The following is a 20,852-nucleotide window of genomic DNA, read 5'->3' on the forward strand; positions in this document are numbered from 1 at the left end:
AGAGCAGGATGCAGGCGCAATGGTTGTCCAGACTCGGTAGTTTCTTTTTTCTGATCCTGATCCTGTTTTTCGCGTTCAGCGGCGTGTTCGGCACCATCGGCACTGGAAACGTGGGCATCCGCACCACGCTGGGCGTGATCTCGCCGGACGAAATCGGGCCGGGCATCTACATGAAGTGGCCCTTCATCTCCAAGGTGCAGGAATTCACCGCCAAGGAAATCGCCATCGACGTGCAGGACCTCACGCCCAAGGCGCGAGACAACCTCAGCCTGCGCGACATGGACATCACCATCTACTACCACGTCGCCCCTGGCGGCATCACCGAGCTGCAGGCCAAGTACGCCAACCAGTCCGCCCGCGATGAAGAGAGCGGCGTGTGGTTCCCGGCCCACGGCCTGGTCTCACGTCTGGTGCGGAACGCGGCTTATGAGGAAGTCTCCAGGGTCGATTCGCTGATCCTGCATACCAAGCGCGACGAAATCGCCGCGGCCATGCACAAGAATGTGCAGGCCCAGCTCGAAGCCAATGACCCGAAGGTGTTCTCCGTGTCACGCGTGGTGATCCGCTCGGTAATGACCGATCCTTCCATCGAAGAATCCATCCGCGCCGCCGTGGCCAACCAGAAGCGCCTCGAGGCCATGACGATCCAGACCGAAATCGCCAAGCGCGAAGCCCAGATCAAGATCACCGAAGCCGAAGGCATCGCCAAGGCCCAGGCCATCATCTCCGGCTCGCTCACCCGCGAATACCTGCAGCACGAAGTGAATCAGGCCCTGGCCAAGTTCGCTGAGAAAGGCTCGGCCCATACCGTGGTGATCCCGGCCAACATGAGCAGCACGCCGCTGATCAACATCCCTTCACCGAAGTAAGCGCCCTGCAGCATGCAGCGATTCCTCTCCGCCCTGGCCTGCAGCCTTGCCCTCATGCCAGCGCAAGCGGCCTGCCCTGAAGAGGCGGCCCTTGCGCTGCGCTTCATGCAAGGCTATCTCGCCTACAACGATGCCGTGTTTCTGGGCAGCAGCAGCCAGCCCGTCGAGGCCTGGCTCGATGCCAATCCGCTTGCCTCACCGGGCTTGCGCAAGGCCTACCGCGCCAAGCAGGCTGAGGGTCTGCAACAAGACCCAGAACTCGGCTGGGGTTTCGATCTGCTCCTTGATGCCCAGGATTACCCCGAGCAGGGCTTCGAGTTGCGGCGCTGCCCGGCGCCCGGCTATGTCGAACTGCAAGGCAGGGGCTGGCCGGAATTCAGCGTCACCGTGAAAACCGTGCGGCTCGGCAAAGCACTGCGCATCGACGGCGCCGGGGTGCTCAACATTCCGCCCGCCCGGCGCGCCAGGCAGCACTAAGTCCCCACGCCCTCATCCTCCGGAACAATACTCATGGCCCAGCCCAAAACCCCCGACCCCAGCCGCCTTGACCGCCTTGTGGCCGAGGCCCGCAAGAGTGCCGAGCAGCGCGAGCAGGGCTACCGCGAGCGAGCGCTGAAGCTCTACCCCTGGGTCTGCGGCCGTTGCACGCGCAGCTTCACACGCGACAATCTGCGCGAGCTGACCGTGCACCACCGCGACCACAACCACGACAACAATCCCCCGGACGGCAGCAACTGGGAGCTGCTGTGCATCTACTGCCACGAGAACGAGCACTCGCGCCAGCTGGAAGCGGCGGCCGGGCACGGCATGGGAGAGAACGGTCTGGCGGCGGCTACGCACAATCCCTTCGCGGCGCTGAAGGATTTGCTCAAGAAATAGTTTTTGGCATGAAGGTCTGCGACCGGCTAGATGAGGCTGCCGCCCAAAACCCGGGCGTTATAATGGCCAGGACAGTTTATGCTTCAACGAAAATAACGATTTCGGGGAATATGGTACGAACAACTCAATCCAGCTTGCTCATGACGGCTGTGGCGTGCCTGATCTGTGCGTGCGGCGGTGGCGAAGGCTCGGAGACGGGCACAGCGGTAGGCCCGGCCTCTGGAAACAGTGCATCAAGTGCCGCCAGCGTCAGTGCTTCGAACAGCGGAGCCGGTTCGAGCGCGGCCAGCAGCTTCTCCTCCAGCGCTTCCAGCTCTGCTGCATCGGCTTCATCTGCGATCGCAAACTACACAGTGAGCGGTAACGCCACAGGTGTCGATGGCGGTACACTCAAACTGCAGAACAAGCTCACCAATACGGTGACACTCGTCAAGGATGGCAGTTTCAGCTTTCCTCCCGCGCCTGCGGGCAGCACCTACAGCGTGGGGTTGAACCAGCAACCCGCAGGCAAGCACTGCAAGGTAAGCAACGCGTCCGGCACGCTGAACAGTGATGTCACCAACATCACGGTGAGTTGCACGTCCATGCAGTTCTCTAGGCTGGCCACGTTCACCGCCAACGGAGTCGATGGACTTTATCCCGTTTCGGACGCGCTGGCGATGGACAGCAATGGCAACCTTTACGGCGCCACCTCTTCAGGCGGCAGCTATGGCCGGGGCGCGGTATTCGGCCTGACGCGCAACGCTGATGGCAGCTATGCGCCGGCCACCACGCTGTACTCCTTCACCCTGGCGGATGGTTACTATCCCTACGGAGCACTCGCGATAGACAACGCCGGCAACCTGTTCGGCATCATGGTCTGCGGAGGCAGCGCTGGCGCCGGAACCATTTACAAGCTTGCCCGCAACCCCAACGGCAGCTACACATCCGCCACCACGCTGCATGAATTCACCACAGGCATCGCTGGTGGAGTACCCATGGGCGGTCTGATCGTGGATGCTGCCGGCAATCTGTTCGGCACTGCCTCCTATTTCGGAGCCAACAACCAGGGCACGGTGTTTGAGCTGGTACGCAAGGCGGATGGCGACTACTTGCCTGCCATCACGCTGCATGCGTTCACGGGGGGTGCCGATGGCGGTGGTCCGTCAGGGCCGCTGACCATCGATAGCACGGGCAATCTGTTCGGCATAGCCGGTGGCGGCAGCCACGGCAAGGGCGTGGTATTCAAGCTGGCGCGCAAGGCAGATGGCAGCTACGCACCCGCGATCGCCGCGTATTCATTCACCGGCGGCACCGATGGCTCCGCCAATCCCTTCTGGGGCCTAGTGATCGACGGCACTGGCAACCTGTTCGGCGCTGCGGAGAGCGGCGCGAACAAAGGCATCGTGTTCAAGCTTGCACGCAATGCAGATGGCAGCTATTCATCCACGACGCTGCACTCGCTCAGCACAAATGGCGTAGTCAACTATCCGCTCGCAAGTCTGTTACTCGACAGTGCCGGCAATCTTTTCGGGAAGACTGACGCAGGCAGTTACGGCCATAGCTCCATTTTCCAGTTTGTGCGTAACGCAGACGGCAGCTATGCACCGCTCACCACGCTTTACTCCTTCAGCAGCGGACGCCCGAGTGCGCTGGTGCTGGATAGCGCCGGCAATCTGTTTGGAACGACCGGTAGTGATGGTGTTGGCTATGGCACGGTGTTCAGTTTGAAAAACTGAGGGCGATATTGCTGCGACTCCGCGTTGTGCGCGATTCTCGCAAGAGTGCCGAGCAACGCGAGCAGGGCTACCGCGAGCGGGCGCCGAAGCTCTACCCCTGGGTCTGTGGTCGCTGCACCCGCGAATTCACGCGCGACAATCTGCGCTAACTGACGGTGCACCACCGCGACCACAACCACGACAACAATCCCCCGGACGGCAGCAACTGGGAGCTGCTGTGCATCTACTGCCACGAGAACGAACACTCACGCTACCTCGAAGCGGACTCGGGGCAAGGCAGCGGCGAGAACAATCACAGCGGGGCGACGCACAATCCCTTTGCCGCACTCAAGGATCTGCTCAAAAAGTAAGGCCAGCCGCAGGTTTGCAATGCCTGGCCGGGCGTTCAGCCCCCCGCTCCAGATGAAAGGCTTGTCCACGCAACCCCTGGCTGGCCCCGGCTGAAGACTCAGCGCGCCCCGCTGGCTGCGACTCCCGGCTCCGGTTCAAAGGCCGCAAGCGCGAAGGTGTTGGCGGCAGGATCGAGGCAGACGCGATAGCGGGCAAAGAAATCGTAGCCGAGCAGACCGTGCAGCGTCGGGATCGGCAGTTCCATCACCCGCAAGGGCCCGGGCTTGAGCGCCTGCCCGGCCAGCGTCACGCCGTCGATCGAAAGAGTTTTATCTGACAAGGCCGCGCCGGCTACACCGGGTTTGATGAGATTCTGATTCGCCCCGGTATCCAGGCCCAACAGGAGCGCCTGACCCGCATGATCAAACTGTACATAGGGTAGCGAGCCCAGGCGGTGCAAGGGCACCGGCGCGCCGGCACATTCGGCATGTACCGCCCCGCGCGGATAGAGCCTTGCCGCCTGTTTCGCGTAATCGAACACCAGCTTGTAACGCTGAAGATAGGCCCAGCCCAGATAACCATCAATGCCCGGCGGGATACGCGTCTTTTTCCAGACCGTGGCCGGCACCGCTTCAAGCTCACCGGGCGCAAGCGCCAGTAAATGCTCACTCGCCTCACCCGCCGCCCCGGCCTCCGCCCAGTCCGGCCGTAGGGCCAGAGCCGAAGCGCCGCCCAGATCCAGAATCAGGGATGCCTCCCGGCCATCCACCTGCACCTGAAGAATCGGCACCTGTTGCCTCAGTTCAAAATGCAGCACCCGCTCCGGCTCCAGCGCATGCGCCTTGGCCACACACAGCAACGCGAGCCAGCCCAGAAAGTGTGCTTTCACCCGTTCATCTCCATTCGCCAGACCTGCACATCACTATACCTGCGCACGACATCTGTCCCGCCCACCGCCCACCTCCACGCCCAGAACGCTACCCCTCCATTGACCGCAAACCTCATACAGACCTCCGGAGTACAGAGGGCGATGACAAACATGAAGCCCGGTTTGATATTTCTCACACTTCCAGCCTGAAGCCGATTGACGCTGGCGGAGAGGCTGGAGAAGATGCGGTAGGCATGTTCATGTCAAGCGCGGCACGCCGGAGAGATAGGGCGACCTGCACCCAAAAACAGGTGCTCATGGTTTATTAGTCACCATGACACCAAGCAAGACCTCGGATGCGTTGTAAAACAGTGATTTACAAATCTGAATCGTTTTGACAAATAAACCTTTATTTCCTCATTTTGAGGACTACTTCACGTTAGGCTTCTCTTCTCACATGCGCGAACATTTGTTCAATATCGCGGAGTCTTTTGAGGTCAGTGGTCAAGGGCTGGTGTTTGCATCTGACCGGAAGATTCATCAAATTCCGCAACTGCTAAAAGTCGGCCACGTATTGGAGTTTTGCCCCGCCGGGGCCCCATCGTTTCGCACTAAGGTAACGTCTCTTCAACATACGTCGCCATTCAGCCCTTACAAGCCCCAAGGATTTAGCGTTGAGTCCTTTGTCAAAAAAGAGCAAGTCCCAATTGGCACGCCTGTCTGGTTGATAGCCGATGCGTAAGCCTAACAATTCCGTCGAGAGGGACCGCCTACAAGCTGCGCTTGTAGGTTCCCTTCGCGGCTTCGCCGCTACGGCGGCCCCTCACGTCAAACGTTAGCAAGATCATCATGCGTATTAGCGGTTCAAAGATATTCTGGTCAGCAATTGCGAGTATAGGGGTGCTGTATTTTGCAAATGGAGTCATGCGGTACTCTTCAATAATAGAATCGAAGTCCCATCTTCCGTCTCGAGAATGCGCTCCTTGGGCCGATTTTTGCTCGATGCGGGACAATTTTTATGATTTGATAAAATCAAAGGACATGAAAGATGGGAAGCGAATTGCTGCAACTCTGGAGTGGCTTGCTCGGAAAGATAGCTATTTTTTGCAAGGGCCACCCCTGAACTGCCCGCCAGCATTTGAAAGTCTATCGCTTTCTGTTGAAAATCTAATAAATGTTCAATCTTCCTCAGATCCTCGCGACTATTACGATAGCGCCCATGAGGCCCTTCGACTTTATAATGTAACTGTTGATGAGATGATGAGGTGTCAAGGCTCCTACAAATTTGGCGTCAATAGAAATGACTTGCCAAAAATGAAAGTATTCATGTGAGCGTACATGCTAACCCTTCCGTCGAGAGGGGCCACCCACAAGCTGCGCTTGCAGGTTCCCTTCGCGGCTTCGCCGCTACGGCGGCCCCTCACGTCAAACATTAGCTGTGCGCGCCATGAGCAAAATCTCTGCTACGGCAATCTATGAAGTCATCCCTTGGTTTGCATGACTCAACACCTTAGACGCCTCGCCATTGCTCTGTGGCTCATCAGCTTTGTTGTGCCCACAGGCACATTGCAAAACGGAACAGTCGCGCTTGGTGCGCAGGTCGCCCTGGCAGGCCTGTTCGGCATGGCTTTCATATTCCCCGTCGGCTTGCTCGGTATGCCATTTCAGGCCATCAGCCTGCTGAGCAATTTGCTCATGCTGGACGAAATACGGCGAGAGGCAAGCAGATCGGGCTATCCAAACACCCTTTTCAGAACGCTTCTGCTTGTTTCGGCTGCAGTGCTGAATGTCGTCATTGCGCGGCAGTTGAGGTCCGTTTTACCTGACCTCTTCTCTCATCCTGGCTTCTATCTGTGGTCCTCTTCCTTCGTTCTTCTGGCATCCATCGCGGCATTTGAAGAAAGGCTCTTCTTTCTTGCGCTCCTGAAGCGAAGCCTGGCGCTCGGTGTTGTTGCCCTCGTCGTGTTTTTTACAGGGCTCGTAGCCATCTTTGTGAGTCATTAGCGAGTACGCCCTGAGCCGCTTCCAACATCTGCTGTACTTCGCTACACGCGTTGGATGGGGTGGCACTATTCACGATGCCCTGCGCCTGAATGCCCGCCGTTCGAGCCCCCGGATGAGCCCAAAAATCAAAAGCCCCCGCCGGTAACTCCGGATGGGGGCTTTGTGTTGGGCGGACTTTGGAACTTACGCGGCTTCACCCCTGATCAGCGGCAGGGAGTCACCGCCGTCGATGAGGATCTTGCGCGGCTTGTGGGCCTCGGGGATTTCGCGCTCGAGCTCGATATTGAGCAGGCCGTTCTCAAAGCTCGCGGCAACGACTTTGACATGGTCTGCAAGCTGGAAGCGTTGCTCGAAATCGCGCGCGGCGATGCCACGGTGCAGGAAGGTGCGCTCACCGGGCTCGGTGGCTTTCTTGCCGATGATCTTGAGGGTGTTTTTCTCGGTTTCCACGTCCAGCTCATCGCGGCTGAAGCCGGCCACGGCCATGCTGATGCGGTATTTATCTTCCGACACCAGCTCGATGTTGTAGGGCGGGTAGCTGGGCTGCTCGGTGCGCAGCGCGGTTTCGGCGAGCTGGGCCAGGCGATCAAAACCGATGGCGGAACGGTACAGCGGGGAGAAATCATAGGTACGCATTTTTCATATCCTCGTAAGCGATATAAGGGTTCAGCAGGCCTCACCGTGAGCGCCTGCCCTCCCTATCTGCGTACGCCACACGTGATTTTCAAGTGCTTGAAATCATGTGGCTTTATCCCCATCTGGGCTTGTTTTGAATGCGCCCTTGAGCTTGTTTGTGCGCATTCACTCTGCGCTGCCCGGGTTTGCGAGCCAGAACGCCTTGTCAGCAATCCGGCAGGGGCTCTGATATTTCGATCAGGTTCAGATCCGGATCACGCAGGTAGATCGATCGGAGCTTATGGGTGGCCCCCGTGCGCGGCACCGGGCCCTCAATGATCGTTCCACCAGCCTGGGTGATGCGGGCGATCACTTCATCCAGCGGGATGGCGGCGATGAAACACAGATCTAACGCGCCCGGTACAGGCAGGTGCGCCCTGGGCTCGAACTCGCTGCCACGCACATGCAGATTGATTTTCTGGTTGCCGAATTTCAACGCATGCCGCCCGTTGCCGAATTGCTCCAGACGCATGCCCAACAAACCGGTGTAGAAGCGGACGGTGGCTTCCAGATTGGTGCTTGTGAGAACGAGGTGGTCAAGGTGGTCGATCATGCGGGCTCGCCGGACTGGGTTGGGGAATGGCCTCGGAACCTGCACTGTGTTCAGGGCGAAGGTGGTCTCAGGCTGCCAGCCACACCAGCCCCATGGCCAGCGCGGCGGGAATGCCTTGCACGAAGAGGATCTTCTTGCCGACGCTTACCGCACCGTAGAGACCAGCCACCAGCACACACGCGAGGAAGAACAGACGGATCGCCACGCCTTCCGGCCCGAGCCACAGGCCCCAGAGCAATCCAGCGGCAAGGAAGCCGTTGTAGAGCCCCTGGTTCGCTGCCAGCACACGGGAAGCCTGCGCGAACTCGTCACTCAGGCGGAAGGTTTTCTTGCCGAGCGGGTGGGTCCAGAGAAACATTTCCAGGATCAAGATCCAGCTTTGGAGCAGGGCGATCAGGAGGGTGGCGAGGCTGGCGGCGGTCTGCATGGAAGCGTTGGCTGGATCAGGCTGCTACATCCACGGCGCTGGTGATGCTGATCGTGAGCGGCTGGGCGAGTAGCGGGGTGATCTGTTCCTTGAGGGTGAGGAAGTGAGCGGACTGGGCATGCGCAACGAGCGCGGCCTGGTCCACATACACCTCATAGAACTGGAAGAAGGCTTCGCCCTGCACGGACTTGAACAGATCGTAGCGCAGGCAGCCAGGCTCCTTGCGCGACTGTGCGACGGCGGCAAGCAGGATCTGTTCAGCGGCTTCGAGGTGCTCGGCTTTGGGGGTGACGCTGGCAAACACGTAAATGCTCATGGTTTTTTCCTTGAATCAGAGGTGACGCGAGCTGCGGCAGGGAGCGGCGGCGCCTGGACGCCGCGCTCCCCGGCGGGCTTACTTGAGCTCGATGATGAACTTGTCGCGGCTACGACGCACTTTCTTCAGGTTTTGCAGCCAGTCGCCCTCGTCGGCGCGGTAGCCGAGCGGCAGGATGATGACGGAGCGCAGACCGCGTGCCTTGAGACCGAGGATTTCGTCGACCTTGGCCGGATCGAAGCCTTCCATCGGGGTGCTGTCCACGCCTTCTTCGGCGGCGGCGATCAGCGCGGTGCCAAGGCCAATGTAGGCCTGGCGGGCAGCGTGCTGATAGTTGAGCTCGGCATCACGCGGCACATAGCTGCCAAGCACTTGCTGGCGATAGTTTTCCCAGCCTTCGTTCTTGAAGCCGCGCTCGTCGTTCACGAGGTCGAACATCATGTTGATGCGATCACTGGTGTAGTTATCCCATGCGGCAAAGACCAGCAGGTGCGAGGCTTCGGTGATCTGGGCCTGGTTCCAGGCATGCGGCTGAATCTGGGCACGCAACTCGGGGTTGCTGACGACGATCACCTCGTAGGGCTGCAGGCCGCTGGAGGTGGCGGTGAGGCGGATGGCTTCGAGGATGCGCTCGACCTTCTCTTGCGGCACGCGCTTGGCCGGATTGAACTTCTTGGTGGCATAACGCCACTGGAGCTTTTTCAACAGATCAGACATGAGGACTCGCTTTCGATGTTTCAGAGGAGGGGATGAAACCGGAGGGCTTCAGGATAATGCCAAAAGGATTTTCTGGGCGACCAGTTCGGAAGAGGCCGGGTTCTGGCCGGTGATCAGTGTGCCATCAACCACGGCGTACGGCGCCCAGTCCGGCCCCTTGCTGTAGTGGCCGCCATTGGCCTGGAGCATGTCTTCAACGAGGAAGGGCACCACCTTCGTGAGCTGCACGGCCTCTTCTTCGGTATTGGTGAAACCGGTCACGCGGCGCCCCTTTACCAGGGGCGTGCCATCGGCATTTTTCGGATGGCGCAGCACGCCCGGGGCGTGGCACACGGTGCCCAGCGGTTTTCCGGCAGCAAGGGCGGCTTCGATCAGGGCGATGGAGTGCGGATCTTCAGCCAGGTCCCAGAGCGGGCCGTGGCCGCCGGGGTAGAACACGGCGTCAAAGTCCGCGAGCCGGATGTCGGCAAGGCGCTGAGTACTGGCGAGATGAGCGACGGCCGCCGCATCCGCGCGGAAGCGATGGGTGGCTTCGGTCTGGAAGTCCGGCTCGTCGCTCTTGGGGTCCAGCGGCGGCTGGCCGCCCTTGGGTGAAGCGAGAGTGATGTTGAGGCCGGCATCCTTGAACACATAGTAGGGGGCGGCGAATTCTTCGAGCCAGAAGCCGGTCTTGAGGCCGGTGTTGCCAAGCTGGTCATGCGAGGTGAGAACGATGAGGACGTTTTTCATGCTCTTGCTCCGTGTCGGAGGGGATGTTCAGTCAGCCAGCTTGACGATCAGCTTGCCGAAGTTGCGGCCCTTGAGCAGGCCGATGAGTGCTTCGGGGGCGGCCTCGAGGCCGTGCACGATGTCTTCGCGGAACTTGATCCGACCGGCCGCGAACCATTCGCCCATTTGCTGCAGGAACTCCGGATAGCGATGGCCGTAGTCATCAAAAATGATGAAGCCCTGCATGCGGATGCGCTGCTTGAGAATGGTGCTGGCCAGCAGCGGCAGGCGATCCGGCCCCTCCGGCAGGCCGGTGGCGTTGTAGCTGGCGATCAGGCCGCACACCGGCACGCGGGCCTTGGTATTGAGCAGGGGCAACACGGCATCGAAGACCTTGCCACCGACATTCTCGAAATACACATCGATCCCGGCCGGGCAGGCAGCGGCAAGTTGTGCGGCCATGTCGTCCGCGTGGTGATCGATACAGGCATCAAAGCCGAGTTCCTGCGTCACATAGGCGCATTTCTCCGCCCCACCCGCAATGCCCACCACACGGCAACCGAGGATTTTGGCGATCTGCCCTACCACCGCGCCCACCGCTCCACTGGCGGCCGCGACCACTACGGTTTCGCCGGCCTTGGGCTGGCCGATATCAAGCAGGCCCATATAGGCGGTGAAGCCGGGCATGCCCAGCACGCCCAGCGCAAGGGAAGGCTGGGCGAGATCACCGAGCCTGTGCAGACCACTGCCGTCGGAGAGGAAGTAGTCCTGCCAGCCGGTATAGGCCAGCACCAGGTCACCGGCCTTGAAATCCGGATGCAGCGAGTTTTCGACGCAGCTTACCGTGCCGCCCACCATCACATCGCCGAGTTCCACCGGCTTGGCGTAGGACTTGGCGGCGCTCATACGGCCACGCATATAAGGATCCAGCGAAAGGTAGAGCGCACGCAGCAGTACCTGGCCCTGGGCGGGCTGCGGTACGGGTGTGGTTTCGAGGCGGAAATTGGCGGCCGTGGGCTCGCCGACAGGGCGGGAAGCCAGCACGATGCGGCGGTTGAGAGAGGCAGATGCGCTCATGGGAGAGTCCTCGGGCATTTCGCACTAGACCGATCGTCTAGTTCGGGATCAAAAAAAGCGGCGAGGCCTTTGCCCCACCGCGTGCGTCGTGTTGTTTCAGTTCAGTTGCAGCAGCTCGCGGGTTTTTTCCATGGCGCCGGCAAAGGCGCTGTCGTCCCGCCGCAGCTTGGCCAGCAAGGATGCGCCGAGCCAGGCTTCATACAGCCATTGCGCCAGCGCCGCGGCATCCTGCGGATTGCCGATCGAGCCATCTGTCTGGCCAGCAGAGACATGCCCGGCCAGCTCGCGCAGCACAGCATCGGTGGCCGCCAGCATGCGAGCCCGCATCGCTTCGGAAAGATCAGCCACCTCGGCACTGAGCTTCACGATCAGGCAGTACTCGGCCGCATCATCGCCGCGCTGGGTTTCGGCCCAGCGCTCGAAATAAGTCAGCAGCCGCTGTGCGCCATCGAGCCCGGGCCGCGCGTTGAGCGCCGCCAGACGATTCAGGTAGCTGGCCTCGTAGCTCTCCAGCAAGGCCACGCCGAAGGCTTCCTTCGACGCGAAGTAGTGATAGAAGGAGCCCTTGGGCACTTTTGCGGTCGTCAGAATCTCGGCCAGCCCGACCCCCACGAAACCCTTGGCCGCAATGAGTTGCTGGCCACAGGCAAGAATGTGCTGACGGGTATCGGGGCGTTCGGAGTTCATGGCCTGGATCCTAAAGCACAAATAGACCGGTCGTCTAGTTAATTTTTGTGTGCCCAGAACGACTCGCTCCCAGGCCTGGCCATGCATCGGCGTCAGTCGCTGCGCGCGCCCTCCTCGGCAAGATCGGCATTGAAACCTGGCCCTTCTCCCCCATATCAGGAAAACGGACACACGCCCGGCCGGGGAATCTTTTGCCGGATCCGCGCTCTGAACCTCCATCTTCCCCGCACCCAGCCGGCTCGCTGGCTACAAGGATCACCTGTCATGCCTTCACCCGTTTTCATCCGTATCCCCTCTTCGCGCCCACGCACCCCAGCCGGCCCCTTTACCCGGATCATGGCGGGGCTGTTCACGCTGGTGGCGATCGTGGCCATGGTGATGTTCTCGGTGGTGGCGCTGAGCGTGGTGCTGGTCGGGGGCGCAGTGTTTCTGGGCTATTTCTGGTGGAAGACTCGCGCCCTGCGCCGTGCCTTGCGAGCCCAGCCCCCCGTGCAGCAGGAGCCCTTTGCACCACGCAGCCCAGCTGAGAACTCCGATGGCATGGTGATCGAAGGCGAGATGATCCGCGAGGTGCCTGATCATGAGGCGCAGCGCCGGTGAATTTGAGGCAGGGTCACACAGCAATACAGGCTTACCGCTTCACTCTGGAAAGACACCAAAAAAAGGCCTCGCGTACTGCGAGGCCTTTTTCGAAGGGACAAGCCTTCGGCCAGATCGCCCCTTCAATTAATTCAATAACTTACGGAAAAATTCCAAGCCTCAATCTAGATGGATCGAGGGTCTAAAACCAGATTCCCTCCAAATTCAGGGGGCTAAAGTCAGATTTGCCCGATACACCCCAAATTTTGCTAATTCCAGATTTCCTCAAAAAGACGTTTGGAGCTAACTCAAGATTTGATTGGCATAACGACTCTGCTTCTGTAGTGGCTGCGCTGCATGACAGCCATTCCATAGAAACTAGATAGACGAAAAAAAGCCGGGCAGCCAGCCCGGCGTTCTCGGAAATCTAGGCGAAACCTGGAAGCAGGTGTTTCAGCGTCTGACGCTAGCCGCTGCCCAGTTCATGATGAACAGGTATTTCATACCGCTCAAGTATCGGTTCGGTGCGCCTATACAAGCGGACGGTTCTTGTACCCGATCCAAGGAGACTGGCAATCCCGAACTGTCCCATTTTTGTCAGATTGGGACAGAGCCAGCGCTGGCGTCGCAAGCGCTTACCGATGGAGGACGCGGTCCCCTCCTTCTCCCAGATTTCCTGCACCCGGAGGAACTCGGTTCGCTCAATCAGACGCTTGCGTGCGAATGAGTGGCATCGAACCATGCCTGTCGAAATCCACGTCCTCATGAACTCGTGTGGGGTCTGATCGAGAAGCTGGGCCGCAGCATCCACTGCGATGAACTCATTTGCGATCCTGAGCTTGAGTTCATCGACGGCTGTACTGCAGAACTGCTGCTTTCGCCTCGGGCTATTGGCGGGGCTCAGCCATCCATCGAGTACGACCGAATGAAATTGCTGGTTAGAGATCTCAAGTTGGCGCGCCGCCTCTGAAACCGTCAGCAGCACTTGGAGAGCAGCGTCCTGGGTCACGCTCTTCTTGCGCCCGGCAGGAGACGTGTAAGGGGCGGTCAGCACTTTCTGGAGGTTCAGTTGTTCGAGCTCGGATCGGCGGAAGATGAAACTGACGCCGCCATCGATTCCCGGACCACTCGTTGGCGCAAGGCCGGCGGAGCGCAAGCGGCTCGACATGGTTGTCACGGACGCGCCGTGGCGCTTTGCAATGGCTGACGCAAACACGAAGGAAGACTCGAACGATTCGATCACTGCGATCGGAATGATCCACTGCACAGCTCTTTCCGGCGATGGATTCCTCTTGGCCGGCAGCACCCCCAACTTGATTGCCCGGCGGACAGACTCCGTATTGGTACCAAGACGCAAAGCTGCGGCAGACAGATCGAGCCCCGGCCTCTGATCGACCGGCTGCGGCCGAGGCAACTCACAGCGAAGGCCCGCAAGGCCCGAGCTCGCGGCACAGCTATAGCGCTGAATCTCTCCAGACTTGATCTGGGTGACCAAGCTCGCCAATGACAGACGATACGAGGCGCTGCGAAGCGCAACGGCCGACAGCGCTGTACGCTCATCCATAGGCCCACCGGCGACACACCACAACAGCTCATTGACGGATGCGGCCGAGTAGCGCCGATCTGCAGACATCTTGAGGTGTCCTGCCGCGACCAGCTTCTTGAAAGGCACCCGCCCGATTCCGAGGACGGCTTGCACGACGGCGGCTGTCCACCGAACAGTGTCCAGTTGCGGTACTGCGACGCGCGCCATGGGCTTCGCAAGCAGCTCGCCGACAATGATCTGGCACGCGTCGTCACGGCTAGCCAGCAAGGGGGCCAGCGCTACGCGAGGGTGGAGAAAATGGGTACTCATTGCAGAAGGGAGATGAGGCCAGTTTGCATGGCCCAGCTCGACGAGTGCAGAAGCGACGCCCGCCTTCTTCAGTGGGATGCCCAGTTGCCTCCAGTACTGCGTGAGCTGCCAGAGATCTCCCGCTGCATTCACCACCCGGGCATCCTGCGCCTCGAGAATCTGGGACATTCTGTCAGCAACCTCTTCCGGGCAGCGCTGCTGACGTTCCGCCATAACCTTGGGATCGCAGCCACAAGCGAACGGATCATGGCCCGGAGACCAGGGCGCCCCACAACAAGGACACGCATCATCCAGAAGCACGCGATGTTTTGCGCAGGCCTCAATGGCGACATGGTCCCATGCCGCCGGCGCGTATCCCTGCTCGAGGTAGCACTGCACACATAGTTTCGATCTCGAGAACCGGAGATGCGCCAGGCGCACGGGAAAACCTCTCCACATGATCCGATCCAGCTTTCCCCGGCCCAGGCGCGCATACGCGGCTACCCGTGCCGCCCCCTCCGGGACGCCGATGCCTTTGCACGTCGCCACGAACAGCTCGGGATTGCGAGCCAGCGTTCCCAGAGCGCAGCTGGAGTGATCAACCGCCGGATTGACCGAGAACGCAAAGCGCAACAGGGACCGATGTGCGTTTCCGAGCGCTCCCCGGAGCAGAACGCTCAAGGGAGCTTCATCGGGCTGAACTTTCGGGGTGAAGGGAAAGGGAGGCATCGTTTTACGCGGTCATCGTCAAGGCAAGCGCGTGCAGCTCACTTTGAGGAATGGTGAAGGGATTCACAGAGCGCCCTGCCAGTGCATCGATCAGGCTCCGATTCGCTCCACGGAGCTCCTGTATGGCCGCGAAATCAAGGCGCGGCTGTTTCAGAATCCTGAAGGCGCTCGCGAAGTCGCGCATCGTGACGGTTTGGGACTTCCTGCGATAGGCCATGAGGACGGCCTTCGTCACGAAATCCTTGATGCTGCTCGGAATGCCTTGAGTCGCTGTGTACAAGCGAATGGCTTCCTGGATGTTGTCTTGGAAGCGCTCGGCGCTGACGAAGAGTTGCGTCTCTTCGATTACGGCGTTCAGCAGATTGTCTGCAAATTCCGCCAGACCTGTCTCCTGATCTGAAGGCATGTCGAACGGATTCAGCCGAACCATATACGGGAACCTGCGCTCGAGCTGCGGCTCCGAATCGATGAGCGCCTGAGACTCTGGCATGCCCATCAGCACGAACGTCACATCCGTCACATTGATGATGGACTTGATCCAGTTGCGAGCACCCAGCAGGTGCTGATTGGCGTTCTGGAATCCGGCACGTCCCAGCGCGAGCATATGCTGGAATTCGTCCAGAAAAATCGCCTTGACGTTGCACTTCTGGATGTTGGTAATGAGTCGCTCGGTGAGTTCCTGGCAGTTGCCATTCAGAGCAGAGGTGTCGCCGAGCGCTCTCAGAATGGAGATCGCCATGTAACGGGAGGTGACCGTGCTTGGCAGCGACAGCGTGACGATAGTTTGATTCGCCCTGAGGCCAAGTTGAAACTCATCCGTTGTCGCCGGATGCTCGCTCCTGATGATGTCCAGCAGTGTCGTCTTTCCGCAGCCCGAATTTCCGACCAGCAACAAGTGCCGGGGCTCGGATAGAAACTCGTTTTCCCGGATGACATCCGCGATACATGCCTTGGCATTTACCAGATCGGCATGCTGAATGATGCATTCACTCACAGACTGAATCAGGCAGATTTCGTTTTCATCCAGATCCGATTGATTGGCAGCAGAATTGTTGGATACGGGTTGATTAGTCATTTCTTCATCCTTTTGATCTTTAATACCTTGTTGATTTCGAGAGACTCATGATCGCGCTGTTCCGTTATTTCCACTGAAACCGGTTTCTCCGGCGGCGCGTTTAGCTCGGGCCTGTCACCAGAGTCCGAACTCTTGGGTGGGCGCGGCGGTTTTTTAGGGCTGCTGTTTTTGGGCGTTTTCTCCTTTTGTTTAGGGATAATTTCAGAAATAGGCCTGGTTATCGGTTCGTTAACGGGATCAACATCCTCTTCACGCAAAGCGGCCAACTGGTCGCGTAATTCAACCAGGCGACGATAAGCAATCGGGTCGTTTGCCCGGCCCAGCGCGGCGTAGTACTTCAGGCGCAAGTTGAACGATTCTTCGTCGCTCATTGCGATCAGGGTGTCCTTGAGATTTTCTTTTTTCAGCGCTTTCTTTAATTTGTCGTGCTCATACAAAGAAAGATTGCTGGTGTATTTGCGTTTGGTGGACAAAGCTTTTACGACCGTTCTTCTGGCGTCCATCAGTTCGACATACACGACAGACAGATCCAGCTCATCAACACGAACACTGACGATCGGCTTTTCCCCGCGCGCACGCTGCTCGAGCTCCCACGTTTTGAGTGCGTCAGAGCGCCAATGGAGCGCGTAAGCCTCGACGCAGCCATTCGATACGGTCCTCGTCAGGATCGTGCGCCCCAGAATGTCGGCGTCCTGAGGCGATATCGTTCGGATCGGCACTCTCACGATTGCGTCTCCTCATTCCAGACTGCGATGGGGGCACGACCCAGGCCACGGTGGGGGGTGTGGTGGTAAATCCCCTGAATCCACGTCTGAACGTGCTTGTTGAGCTCTTCCAGAGTCAGGCGGGCATGCTTCTGAGATTTGTAATCCCCACGCTTCTGGGGATTTGAAAACGTCGTTCCAGGCAGCTTGTGAATGAGCGCTTCATTCATGGTCCGGAAGAAGCGCTCCACAATCGCCTTGCCGTTTGGCGACTTCGGCGGGCAGGGTTCGAGCGTGACATTCAGCGCGGCGCAGAACTTCATGAACCCGGAGTCGCGATAGTCCGATCCGTTGTCGACGATCAGCTTTGACATGACGCCGCGCGGGCAGCCGGGCTCGGCAACCACGGCCCTCTGCAGGGTCTTCATCAGCGTCGCACCGCAGAACGGGGCCAGCGAGACATAGGCAGCGAGCACGCAGCGCGTTCGAACATCGATGATCACGGTGATGTAGGGACGCCCGAGTTCCTCCGGCTGGGCGCCATCTGCCCGATTGGGTTCGACCACGATGATGTCCATGATCTGCCCATCGGATTGGCAGATTTCGAGCGGCTCAGACGCGAGTGATGAGGCGCCTGCGGCCCGGTGCTTGCGCGCCGCGTAGTGCTTGCCATACCGCTTGGCATCGCGCTCATACTTGTCGATGCGGTTGATGATGTTGCGGATCGTCTCAACGGACGGCGCAGAAAACTTTTCCGTGCTTGAGGCGTTGTGATTCGCGATGGCGAATTCGACATCTGCATGGACTGCCGAGATCGGGTTTCGATGCTCGGTCAGGTAAACCGCCTCAATCGAAGCGTTGACGATCTCCAGCACACGCGCATCCAGCGTGGTGTGGTTGACGCGGCTTGGCCTCGGTTTGGACATGAGTGCCTCGTCCTGGCGATTGCCCTTGATCCAGCGCGTCATCCAGCTCGCCAGCGTAGAGACAGCCGGGCAGCACTCGCCACCGATTTCCTGATGAAGCGCCTCCCGAACGCGCTTGATTGCATCCTGGGAGCACGGCGACTCGGGGATCCGCTTCATCAGCGCGTGAGTCCAGCTCAGCTGATAGTTGAGCTTGACCAGCTGAGAGGGCGTCAGCGCGCTACGCGACACTGCGTTTGCGTCGGCTGACGCATGCGGGGGCGTGTAGACCACCTTGATGCGCTGATCATTGAACAGATCGTTCATGGCCTTGAACTTCAGATTCTTGAACATGCCGCCCCGCGTAGGCGCCACCCGCACTTCATCCTTGCGAACAGCCGCAACTTCATAGTGGCAACCGTGCATTTCGAATTGAGCCCCAGCCGTCAGAAGTTGAAGAATGTGTTCCATGATTTGCTCCAAGCAGTGTGGATTCGCGCAACGGTGCGCCAATGGGAAAGAGGACGTCTTCGCTCAGTACAAGAGCCTCCGGGCTCATCACAGGGCACCCCGCCAGACTTGCGGCCTGTCGCAAGGCACCGAGCGTCATTGGCCCTTCCCTCAAAATTCCCATCAGTACTTCGCGCTCATATTTGGTCAGCACGACATGCGAACCTTTATTCAGTTGCATGCGAATCGACAGTAATGGCTCGAATTCCAGATCCTTCTCAGTGATCTGCCGATATGGAATTTCAAGCCTTTCCATGAACGCACGCACATACATTGCTCTTTCCATTACGGAAGGCCGGTTAAGCTGGCCTTCCGGTTTGACGTCCAGAATCGAATAGGAATGGTTTTTCCATTTCACCGCGAAGTCGCACACCAGATTTCGACCATTCGGACCCGGAAACAGAAATGGCTGGGTCCGATACGCAAGAACCTCAGGATCCACTTCCAGTGCGAGCGCCAGTTTTGCTTCCAGGCGTCCCTCGCAGGGAATGAAATTCCCGCCATTTTTTGGCGACGGAAAATGAACCACACGCACATGAGGCAGCCCGCTTCGGAATTTCCGTACGCCCTGTAATATCCCGGAGTCATCTGGTGGTTTGGTGAATACAGTATTCAGCTCTTGCATGAGAGATCGTGGGTCCTTCACCACTTGAATCTGCGTCATTGGCACTCCAGTCATAAGGGATGGTTATAAAAATTGACCTGCCAAAAACGTTTTAAGAAATTTAAGGCAAGCCGATCCCGTATCCTGGTCCGAGACGCAGACAGGACGTCGATCAATAAATTGGGTAAATGGCTACGGTCGGGAGCGAGCTGCTCAAATCCGGCTGCTGAAAGTTCAGGACTTCGTCATCTTAGGTTGATCTCCTGGTTCGCCAGACCCGCTGCTCCCGATGTCGAAAACGGGGGCTGGTCGGCTGAAGAGTTCGAAGATTAGATCAAGAAAAGAAAAATGTTTACTTTTTTTTGTCAGTCAGACGCATTTGTAATGTCCTGCAGAGACATTATTAATGTCCCGCAGAGACAGCGGATAACAAAATTGCCCAAACCATTGATTTACAAGGATAAAAACATAATGTCTCTTACGGACATTGGTTAATGCAGACAAAATCAGATGATAAAAAATTTTTGTGCGACACACGCCAGATCGCGAGGCACGGGAGTTTTAGACGTGTTTTTACAGCCAACAGGCTTGAGACGACCAAGATTCAGTGCGTGCCAATGGGCTATGAGGGTCGCTTCTGAACGTACAGGCCTGGGGGCATGCAGCAGCGATCGATCCACAGAGCGCCTCCAAATGCAGTGCAAGAACTTTCTGGCTACGACGCGCCGGGGAACGAGACGGCAAAGCTCGGGGAGGAAGAGAGCAGCGGAGGTGGGTCGCCTCGGCCTCAAGATCGCTCATCAACATCTTGGGCTCGCGACGGAGTGACTTTGTTTTGAAAACACTACACGCGCCATTTGGTTTGCTTGGCAAACCAAATGCCCGCACACAGTGCGGGCCTCGAACCATGTCGCGCATGGCTCAAGCGAGCAAGCGATGCCCGGGGGAAGTGAGGCTTGAGGTGCGGAGGCCAGTGTCTGGCCTGTGAGCCATTCAGCGCATCCTTTGGCTCTCGTACGTGTACTGCACAATACAGATGGGGATCACGCAGGTGCAGATGTTGGTACACACTCAGAGGTTGAACTGGGCAGCCCTGTTATGACGTATAGACATCAATTGCCGGAAAGGAAAGGAGACGTGGGGCTAGATGGGCACATGGCACGCGTCGCTGCCCGGTGGTCTGACAGTCGAAGGAGTTGGTCACATCTGTATTCGGTCAGGAACGGTCTGCCACTCTCGCCGCACTGAAGTTATCTGGATGGCCGCTGCGCTTTGGAACCTGTCGGATGGCCAATTCACACTGCTCGGCCTGAGCGGTTAGTCAGCGCGATGCTTGTGAGCGACAGCGTCCAACCCTTAGCCGAATTGCCGCCTCAAGTTCTTGGAGCGTGAATGCGCCACGAGACTCTGCGAACTCTAGCGCACGAATATAGTGATCTTTCAGTGCGGACATTATTAGCTCTAACGTTTGACGTGAGGGGCCGCCGTAGCGGCGAAGCCGCGAAGGGAACCCACAAGCGCGCTTGTGGGCGGTCCCTCTCGACGGAATTGTTAGGCCTGCACGCTCTCATGTGCGAACTCCAAATCTTTGAAAACCAGCCGAAACATAGCTGAGGACGCGAAGATCATGCGTAGTTCAGTGCCTTCAGAAAGTGCTTCCCACTCCCAGTATCCGATGTCGCCGAGTTCGGACCCCACGTATTCATCAGGTGGCAGATGTTGTTCGAAGATCGAAACGCCAGTGAATGTCAGGTGGTATTTCGTTTTCGTATTGAAACCGGTGTTCCACCCAAGAAAACTCAGCCGCGTTTCCTTCTTCGTAAAGTTAGACACTATCTCCTTGACCTCCGAGTCATGGAGGGTGTGGTGCGCGTCGAAGGTGACCGCTGCCTTTGGCAGGCGGTGCTTTACTGACGCGATGTACTGCTGGTACTTCTCGAAGACACCGTCAGCGCCTTCGCATCCACTGCCCCACCATTCCGAAGTGAAGTACTTCATTTTGTAGGCCTAACGTGGAAGTGAGGGGCAGCCGGAGCTGCGAAGCAGCGTAGGGCACCACAAGCGCAGCTTGTGGCTGTCCCTCT

At 58.6% G+C, this 20,852-nt stretch carries 22 protein-coding genes and 1 pseudogene; 8 read left to right on the top strand and 15 right to left on the bottom strand.

The genetic code is table 11. From position 1 onward, the window contains the following. Positions 1–8: 8 nt before the first annotated feature. The 5 genes and pseudogenes from Q3Y64_RS08845 (at position 9) to Q3Y64_RS08865 (ending at position 3,816) form a co-directional block, all read left to right on the top strand. The gene (locus Q3Y64_RS08845) at positions 9–869 is read left to right on the top strand and encodes an SPFH domain-containing protein (RefSeq protein ID WP_303561073.1); all 861 of its coding nucleotides are present in this window, start codon (positions 9–11) and stop codon (positions 867–869) included. Positions 870–881: 12 nt separating this feature from the next. Further along, on the top strand, positions 882–1,346 hold the full coding sequence (locus Q3Y64_RS08850) for a hypothetical protein (protein WP_303561075.1): 465 nt from the start codon (positions 882–884) through the stop codon (positions 1,344–1,346). A gap of 33 nt (positions 1,347–1,379) precedes the next feature. Continuing rightward, positions 1,380–1,748, top strand: a complete 369-nt coding sequence (locus tag Q3Y64_RS08855) for a YajD family HNH nuclease (protein ID WP_368506646.1) — start codon at positions 1,380–1,382, stop codon at positions 1,746–1,748. Between the two features lie 353 nt (positions 1,749–2,101). Then, positions 2,102–3,466 (top strand): choice-of-anchor tandem repeat GloVer-containing protein, encoded by a 1,365-nt coding sequence (locus Q3Y64_RS08860; RefSeq protein WP_303561076.1) that lies wholly within the window; start codon positions 2,102–2,104, stop codon positions 3,464–3,466. Beyond that, positions 3,463–3,816: pseudogene (locus Q3Y64_RS08865) on the top strand (YajD family HNH nuclease). Before Q3Y64_RS08860 ends, Q3Y64_RS08865 begins: the two are co-directional and overlap by 4 nt. 98 nt (positions 3,817–3,914) lie before the next feature. Here Q3Y64_RS08865 and Q3Y64_RS08870 read toward each other — a convergent pair. Next, positions 3,915–4,685 (bottom strand): hypothetical protein, encoded by a 771-nt coding sequence (locus Q3Y64_RS08870; protein ID WP_303561078.1) that lies wholly within the window; start codon positions 4,683–4,685, stop codon positions 3,915–3,917. Positions 4,686–5,513: 828 nt separating this feature from the next. Here Q3Y64_RS08870 and Q3Y64_RS08875 point away from each other — a divergent pair. Together Q3Y64_RS08875 and Q3Y64_RS08880 are read left to right on the top strand one after the other, a co-directional pair. After that, complete coding sequence (locus Q3Y64_RS08875) at positions 5,514–5,996, top strand: hypothetical protein (RefSeq protein WP_303561080.1); 483 nt, start codon at positions 5,514–5,516, stop codon at positions 5,994–5,996. Positions 5,997–6,161: 165 nt separating this feature from the next. Further along, the gene (locus tag Q3Y64_RS08880; protein ID WP_303561082.1) at positions 6,162–6,668 is read left to right on the top strand and encodes a hypothetical protein; all 507 of its coding nucleotides are present in this window, start codon (positions 6,162–6,164) and stop codon (positions 6,666–6,668) included. Between the two features lie 183 nt (positions 6,669–6,851). On the opposite strand, the gene Q3Y64_RS08885 is transcribed toward Q3Y64_RS08880, so the two are convergent. From Q3Y64_RS08885 to Q3Y64_RS08920, 8 genes are all read right to left on the bottom strand, one after another. After that, positions 6,852–7,304 (bottom strand): Hsp20 family protein, encoded by a 453-nt coding sequence (locus tag Q3Y64_RS08885; RefSeq protein ID WP_303561084.1) that lies wholly within the window; start codon positions 7,302–7,304, stop codon positions 6,852–6,854. A 205-nt stretch (positions 7,305–7,509) separates the two neighbouring features. Next, on the bottom strand, positions 7,510–7,896 hold the full coding sequence (locus Q3Y64_RS08890) for a VOC family protein (RefSeq protein WP_303561086.1): 387 nt from the start codon (positions 7,894–7,896) through the stop codon (positions 7,510–7,512). Between the two features lie 67 nt (positions 7,897–7,963). After that, the gene (locus tag Q3Y64_RS08895; protein ID WP_303561088.1) at positions 7,964–8,323 is read right to left on the bottom strand and encodes a DUF1304 domain-containing protein; all 360 of its coding nucleotides are present in this window, start codon (positions 8,321–8,323) and stop codon (positions 7,964–7,966) included. A 16-nt stretch (positions 8,324–8,339) separates the two neighbouring features. Beyond that, positions 8,340–8,639, bottom strand: a complete 300-nt coding sequence (locus Q3Y64_RS08900; protein WP_303561091.1) for a putative quinol monooxygenase — start codon at positions 8,637–8,639, stop codon at positions 8,340–8,342. A 78-nt stretch (positions 8,640–8,717) separates the two neighbouring features. Then, complete coding sequence (locus Q3Y64_RS08905) at positions 8,718–9,356, bottom strand: NAD(P)H-dependent oxidoreductase (protein WP_303561093.1); 639 nt, start codon at positions 9,354–9,356, stop codon at positions 8,718–8,720. A 48-nt stretch (positions 9,357–9,404) separates the two neighbouring features. Next, on the bottom strand, positions 9,405–10,085 hold the full coding sequence (locus tag Q3Y64_RS08910; RefSeq protein ID WP_303561096.1) for a type 1 glutamine amidotransferase domain-containing protein: 681 nt from the start codon (positions 10,083–10,085) through the stop codon (positions 9,405–9,407). 27 nt (positions 10,086–10,112) lie between these two features. Then, positions 10,113–11,141, bottom strand: a complete 1,029-nt coding sequence (locus Q3Y64_RS08915) for an NADP-dependent oxidoreductase (protein ID WP_303561098.1) — start codon at positions 11,139–11,141, stop codon at positions 10,113–10,115. Between the two features lie 96 nt (positions 11,142–11,237). Beyond that, positions 11,238–11,828: a TetR/AcrR family transcriptional regulator gene (locus Q3Y64_RS08920; RefSeq protein ID WP_303561100.1), complete on the bottom strand. Its 591-nt coding sequence runs from the start codon at positions 11,826–11,828 to the stop codon at positions 11,238–11,240. A gap of 264 nt (positions 11,829–12,092) precedes the next feature. Here Q3Y64_RS08920 and Q3Y64_RS08925 point away from each other — a divergent pair, with 264 nt between their 5' ends. Continuing rightward, complete coding sequence (locus tag Q3Y64_RS08925) at positions 12,093–12,428, top strand: hypothetical protein (RefSeq protein WP_303561102.1); 336 nt, start codon at positions 12,093–12,095, stop codon at positions 12,426–12,428. Between the two features lie 445 nt (positions 12,429–12,873). On the opposite strand, the gene Q3Y64_RS08930 is transcribed toward Q3Y64_RS08925, so the two are convergent. The 6 genes from Q3Y64_RS08930 to Q3Y64_RS08955 form a co-directional block, all read right to left on the bottom strand. Beyond that, a complete protein-coding gene (locus Q3Y64_RS08930) occupies positions 12,874–14,970 on the bottom strand; it encodes a TniQ family protein (RefSeq protein ID WP_303561104.1) in 2,097 nt (698 codons plus the stop codon). Between the two features lie 4 nt (positions 14,971–14,974). Then, entirely contained in the window at positions 14,975–16,045 is a 1,071-nt protein-coding gene (locus Q3Y64_RS08935; protein WP_303561106.1) for a TniB family NTP-binding protein, read from the bottom strand. Beyond that, entirely contained in the window at positions 16,042–16,770 is a 729-nt protein-coding gene (locus Q3Y64_RS08940; protein ID WP_303561108.1) for a hypothetical protein, read from the bottom strand. The genes Q3Y64_RS08935 and Q3Y64_RS08940 overlap by 4 nt, the downstream gene beginning before the upstream one ends. Beyond that, positions 16,767–18,125, bottom strand: a complete 1,359-nt coding sequence (locus tag Q3Y64_RS08945) for a DDE-type integrase/transposase/recombinase (protein ID WP_303561110.1) — start codon at positions 18,123–18,125, stop codon at positions 16,767–16,769. Before Q3Y64_RS08945 ends, Q3Y64_RS08940 begins: the two co-directional genes overlap by 4 nt. Next, complete coding sequence (locus Q3Y64_RS08950; protein WP_303561112.1) at positions 18,061–18,828, bottom strand: hypothetical protein; 768 nt, start codon at positions 18,826–18,828, stop codon at positions 18,061–18,063. Before Q3Y64_RS08950 ends, Q3Y64_RS08945 begins: the two co-directional genes overlap by 65 nt. Positions 18,829–20,319: 1,491 nt before the next feature. Continuing rightward, positions 20,320–20,766, bottom strand: coding sequence for a DUF4085 family protein (locus tag Q3Y64_RS08955; protein WP_101942211.1), 447 nt, complete (start codon positions 20,764–20,766; stop codon positions 20,320–20,322). Positions 20,767–20,852: the final 86 nt, after the last annotated feature.

This window comes from Uliginosibacterium sp. 31-12, from assembly GCF_030548425.1.
Classification (GTDB): Bacteria; Pseudomonadota; Gammaproteobacteria; order Burkholderiales; family Rhodocyclaceae; genus Uliginosibacterium; species Uliginosibacterium aquaticum.